The sequence below is a fragment of the Streptomyces sp. NPDC005899 genome, from assembly GCF_040629645.1.
GTDB lineage: Bacteria > Actinomycetota > Actinomycetes > Streptomycetales > Streptomycetaceae > Streptomyces.
In genome coordinates this window covers 1-5,442 of sequence record NZ_JBEXWB010000388.1, presented here as the reverse complement: position 1 = coordinate 5,442, position 5,442 = coordinate 1, and the positions used below count along the sequence as shown (strand labels likewise).

At 73.5% G+C, this 5,442-nt stretch carries 4 protein-coding genes; 3 read left to right on the top strand and 1 reads right to left on the bottom strand.

Annotated elements, in window-relative coordinates; genetic code table 11:
* The coding region (locus ABZ371_RS28280) for a hypothetical protein (protein WP_358684735.1) at positions 1–1,275 on the top strand (1,275 nt) is incomplete at its 5' end.
* A gap of 146 nt (positions 1,276–1,421) precedes the next feature.
* Here ABZ371_RS28280 and ABZ371_RS28275 read toward each other — a convergent pair.
* The gene (locus ABZ371_RS28275; RefSeq protein WP_358684732.1) at positions 1,422–2,768 is read right to left on the bottom strand and encodes a Ku protein; all 1,347 of its coding nucleotides are present in this window, start codon (positions 2,766–2,768) and stop codon (positions 1,422–1,424) included.
* 59 nt (positions 2,769–2,827) lie between these two features.
* Between ABZ371_RS28275 and ligD the strand changes: the two genes are divergently transcribed.
* The gene (gene ligD, locus ABZ371_RS28270) at positions 2,828–3,721 is read left to right on the top strand and encodes a non-homologous end-joining DNA ligase (RefSeq protein ID WP_358684729.1); all 894 of its coding nucleotides are present in this window, start codon (positions 2,828–2,830) and stop codon (positions 3,719–3,721) included.
* A gap of 174 nt (positions 3,722–3,895) precedes the next feature.
* The coding region (locus ABZ371_RS28265) for a PBS lyase (protein WP_358684726.1) at positions 3,896–5,442 on the top strand (1,547 nt) is incomplete at its 3' end.

Here is a 5,442-nt window from a genome sequence, read left to right as displayed (position 1 = left end):
GATCCGGGCCGCCGGCCCGGTCCGCTCCCGGCCGCCGTGCTGGGGCTGCTCCTGCTCGCCGTGCCGGTCGCCGGCACCCTGGCGTACGGCTCCGCGCGGGACGAGGCGGTGGAGCAGGAGCTGCTCGACAGGCTGGAGGAGGGCGACGCCCTGGTCGCCAAGGCGTCGAAGAGCCCCTTCCTGCTGTCCGAGCCGGACTTCCACCTCGCGCTGGCCACTTACCGGGAGTTGGGGGAGGAGCACCGCGGATCGAAGGCGGCCGCCCTCGTGCCCGCGCGTCTGGAGGCGTTCTACGAGGCCGTTTCCATACCCTACGAGGCGAAGAGGCACTGCCAGGCCGTGGATCCGCTCACGTATCTGCGCACGATCCCCGACACGGTGGACCGGGAGTTGCTGGGCGACCTCGTCGGCCGGCCCGACACCCCGCTCGCGGAGTCGCTGTACGCCTGCGGCGTGTCACGGCTGGGCGCCGGCGGCACGGAGGCGGGCTACAAGGAACTGAGCGCGCTGCTGCGCGAGTTCCCGGGCTCCGCACAGGCCGGCCGGGTCGGGCCGGCCGTCAGCGGGAAGATCCGGCAGCAGGTGGCCGCCCTCGCGGCCGATCCCTGCGGCGGGACCGAGGACCTGCGCCGGATGAGCACGTTGGTCGCGTCGCTTCCCGAGGTCTCGGTGTCCGTGCTGAGCCGTCAGGCCGACTCCGGCGTGGTCGACGGCGTGTACGCCTGCGGGGTGGACGAGTTCGAGCAGGGGAAGTTCGCCGAGGCCCGGCAAACGCTCACCGACTTCGCGTCCGCCCACAAGGGCGACGGGCGCGCCCGGCACGCCAGGGACATCGCCACGGCCGCCGAGATAGCCGAGGAGCGTCCTGCGGCCGGCAAGCGGCTACCTCCTAGGAAGGCGCCGGGTGGCGCCCGCATGGAGCTCGTCATCAGCAACGACGCGCCGAACGAGGTGGAGGTCCTCTACACCGGCCCGGTCACCGGCTCGGTGAAGCTGAAGACGTGTGGTGGCTGCGAGCGGTACAGCAGCGAGTCCACCGGCGCCTCGCGGGCGTGCAAGGCGAGCGGGAAGTCCTATCCGAAGGCGCGGTTGCGGCTTCCGGCGGGCGAGTACCACTTCCTGTACAAGCACGGCACGGGGGCCACGGCGGCCGTGGACAGCTACGCGTCGGGGTCCGACGTCAAGGCGGGCTACACGTACACGAGTTGCACGTACGTCGTCGAGCGGGGGCACTACGGCCTGGACCTGCCCTCGATCCCGCTCGACCCCGCGTAGACCCGCCGGCGGCGGGCGCGCCTCCTCCCCGGCGGCTGGCGCCCGCTCCCGGGGGAGGTGACCCCGGCGGAGCCCTGATGGGGGTCGTGCGACCGCACCTGTGGCGAGTCCCTGGTCAAGGCCGCGCGACCGCACCCGTGGCGAGGTCAGGCCGAGGTGCGCTTCCTCGGGGAAGCGGCCGTTTTCCCGGGGGTGGCGCGGCTGCCGGAGGCCGTCTTCCCGGCAGCTCGCTTCCCTGCCGCCGGCTTCCCTTCCGCACGCTTCCCTGTTCCCTGCGTTCCCTGCTTCCCTTCCGCCTTCTTCGAAGCCGTCCTCTTCTCCGCGGTCTTCCTGGTGGTTGCGGGCTTCGCCGCCGTCCTCTTCGCCGCCCCTCCCCCTGCAGCCTCCCGCGCCGCACTTTTCCTCGCGGGCGCCTGTCCGGCGGTGCTCTTCTCCGCCGCCTTCCTCGACGCCGTAGTCTTCTCCGCCGCCTTCTTCGCGGGTGCCTTCTTCGCGGGTGCCTTCTTCGCGGGTGCCTTCTTCGCGGGTGCCTTCGTCCCCGCCGCTCGCTGCCCGGAGGCCCCCTTGCCGGCAGCCCTGCCCGGAGCCTGCTCGCCCGCAGCCGGTTCCTCCCCGCCCGGCGTGCTCCCCGCCGGCCTCCTCCGCGTCCCGCCGGAGGTGATGTGGTGCACGTCCGCCACCTCGTCCTCGCCCCCAGCCCCGCCCCCGTTCGCGCCGTGGGACTCCCTGGCCGCCCGCACGCTGTTCTCCAGCGCCGCCATGAGGTCGATGACCTTGCCCCCGCCCGCCTCCTCGTCCTGTTCCGGCTCCACCGCCTCCCCCGCGGCCTTCGCCGTGACGAGTTCCTCCACCGCCTCGCGGTAGTCGTCGTGGAGCGTGTCGAGATCGGCTTCCCCGAGCGTGTTCATCAGGGCGTCGGCCAGGTCGAGTTCGGCATCGCGGACCGTGACGCCGGACTCCGGGGCGACACCCTCCGGGGCGCGGATCTCGTCCGGCCACAGGAGTCCGTGCATCGCGATCACGTCGTCGACCACCCGCAGCATCCCGAGGCGTTCACGCCCGCGCAGGGCGAACTTCGCGACGGCGACCTTCCCGCTGCGCTTCAGGGCCTCGCGCAGGAGGGCGTAGGGCTTGGCCGCGGGAACCCCGTTGGCCGAGAGGTAGTAGGCGGAGTCCAGCTGGAGCGGGTCGATCGCGGAGGCGGGCACGAAGCCCTCGATCTCGATCGTCTTGGCTGTGGGCAGCGGGAGCGAGGCGAGGTCCTCGTCGGTCACGGGGATCACGGTGCCGTCGGGTTCCTCGTACGCCTTGACGGTGTCCGACGCGGGGACCTGCTCCTCGTCGAGTTCGCAGACCTTGCGGTAACGGATCCGGCCACCGTCGGCGAGGTGGATCTGCCGGAAGGAGATCGAGTGGTTCTCGGTGGCGTTCATCAGTTTGACCGGGATGCTGACCAGCCCGAACGAGATGGAGCCGTTCCAGATGGACCTCACTCTGCACCCCTTACACCCAGGATCACCACACACACCCGATTTCATGTGATTCTTATCGTATGACGCCGATCACGGAGGTGGAGGGGCGGCGGCTGGCGCTCAGCAACCTCGACAAGGTGCTGTACCCGGCCACCGGGACCACCAAGGGCGAGGTGCTGCACTACTACGCGGCCACGGCGGCGGACGTGATGCTCGCGCACCTGGACGACCGGCCGTTGTCCTTCCTGCGGTACCCGGACGGCCCCGACGGGCTGCGCTTCTTCACGAAGAATCCGCCACCCGGTACGCCCGGCTGGGTGCGGACGGCCCCCGTCCCCCGCTCGGACGACCCCGGCGCCCGCCAGGTGCTCGTCCAGGACCTCCCCTCGCTGATGTGGGCGGCGAACCTGGTGGTGGAGTTCCACACCCACCAGTGGCGGCAGGACACGCCGGCGGTCGCGGACCGGATGGTGTTCGACCTGGATCCAGGAGCGCCCGCGACGGTCGTCGAGTGCTGCGAGGTCGCCCTCTGGCTGCGGGAGAGGCTGGCGGCGGACGGCCTGGCGGCGTACGGGAAGACCTCGGGATCCAAGGGCCTGCACCTGCTCGTCCCGCTGCGGCCCACCCCCTCCGAGGACGTGACCGCGTACGCCAGGCGCCTGGCCGTCGAGGCCCAGGAGGCGCTGCCCGCGCTGGTCGTGCACCGGATGACGCGGGCCCTGCGTCCGGGGAAGGTGTTCGTCGATTTCAGCCAGAACGCCGCGGCCAAGACCACGGCGGCCCCCTATACTCTGCGCGCCAAGGACAGCCCGTCCGTGTCGGCGCCCGTCACCTGGGACGAGGTCGCGGCCTGCCGGGCCCCCGCGGACCTGGTCTTCCTGGCCGGCGACATGGCGGCCCGCCTCGCCGAGCACGGCGATCTGCTCGCCCCGCTGACCGATCCGGGACGGGCCCGGCCGCTGCCCGGCGGATGAGGCGGACTGACGCGGCGCGGGCGCTCCGTAGCCGCCCGTACACGGCCCGAGGAAAGGCCACAAGTGGAGGGTGGATTCAGCTGCCCGTGGTGCACACTCTGCGCAGACACTGCTTCATGGACCCGGTTTTCCGCCGGGGCCGTGCGGCAGGGCACGACACGGGGAGGGCATGGCGTGTTCGCGGGGATCGACGAGGTCGACTGGGCCTCGATGGAGCATGCCTACGGGCCGGCGGACGACGTGCCGGCGCTTCTGCGGGGGCTCGCCTCCGCCGACGCGGCGGAGCGCGAGAGCGCCCTCGACGGGATGTACGGCGCGGTGCACCACCAGGGCGACGTGTACGCGTGCACGCTCGCCTCCATCCCCTTCCTCTTCGAGCTCGTCGGGGACCCCGGGGTGCGGGACCGGGGCTGCCTGGTCGAGCTGCTCACCAGCATCGGCGGCATCGACCTGGACGAGGACGACGAGGACGATCTGGACGAGGACGAGATCGAGGGCGCCGCGAACTACGCGATGGCGGCGGCGGCCGTCACCGCCGGCGCGGACGTGTTCTTCGAGCTGATGACCGACGAGGACCCGGGGGTACGCCTCGCCGCCCCGCTGGCCCTCGCCACACTCCACAGGCACCCGGTCAGGGTGCTCGCCCTGCTGCGGGAGCGGCTCCCGGTCGAGGCGGACGGCGAGGTGCGCCTCGCGCTCGTCGAGGCCGCCGGCCGGACCGCCCTGCGCCACCGCCCGCTGGCGGGCCAGGTGGCCGACTGGCTGGGCCGGCTGGCCGCGGAGGCGTACGAGCCCGGGCTGCGGCTGGCGGCCCTCGCCCAGCTGGCCCGCTGCTCCGCGGACGCACTGCCCGGGGACGTCGTACGCGTGGTGTCGGCGCTGCTGCGTGAGCTGCGGTCCGGGCCCGCCCCGGTGGGGCCGCAGCAGGTGGAGCCGGTGGTGGAGCGGGCCTCCTCGACGCTCGTGGGGCAGGTGCGGGCGCTGTCCGCGGCGGAGTCCGCCGAGCGGCGCACACCGTGGGCGGCCGATCTGCTGCGCACCCTGCACGTGGGGCTGGACGACCGCGTCGAGGACCGTACGGCCTTGCTCGCGGACCAGCTGTGCAGCCCCGACCCGTGGCAGCGCATCGACGCCGTGCGGATGAGCGGTGGGCTGATGCGGGCCTGGCGCGGCCCGTACGAGGGCCTGGTCCGCTTGGTCGGCACCCAGCTCACCGACCCGGAACCACGGCTGGCCGAGGCGGCCTCGCACGTGCTGGAGGAGCTGTTCGGGCTGGCGGCACCCGCCGCCGACGCCCTGGCCGAACGCGTGTGCGCGAATCCGGGCGCCTGGGTGCGGGAGTGGGCCAGCGGGCCGCCCGGGCTGGGGTCCTCGGTGAAGGCGCTGGCCCGGCTCGGCGACGCCAGGGTCCTGCCCGCGCTGGCGGCGGCCCTGGAACGGCCGGAGATCCCCCACGACGCCGGCTTCGCGATCGGTCACCTCGGTGCCATGGCCGCCCCGCTCGCCGGGGCGCTGCGCCGCCGGCTCGGTGAGGTCGGTCTGGACGAGGGGGCGTACGACCGGGCGAGTCCGCTGCTGTGCGGGCTGACGGCCCTGCGCGCGGGCGAGGCCGTCCCGGAGGTGCTGCGGGTGCTGCGGGGGGCGCCCGACTACCGGGGCGAGTGGTTGCGCACGGCGGCGCTGCGGGCCCTGGGCTCCTTCGGGCCCGCGGCCCGCCGTGC

Bases quoted from the DNA above. Each gene is read 5' to 3' on its own strand.
- ligD (WP_358684729.1), top strand. From the start codon at position 2,828: ATGACGCCGATCACGGAGGTGGAGGGGCGGCGGCTGGCGCTCAGCAAC.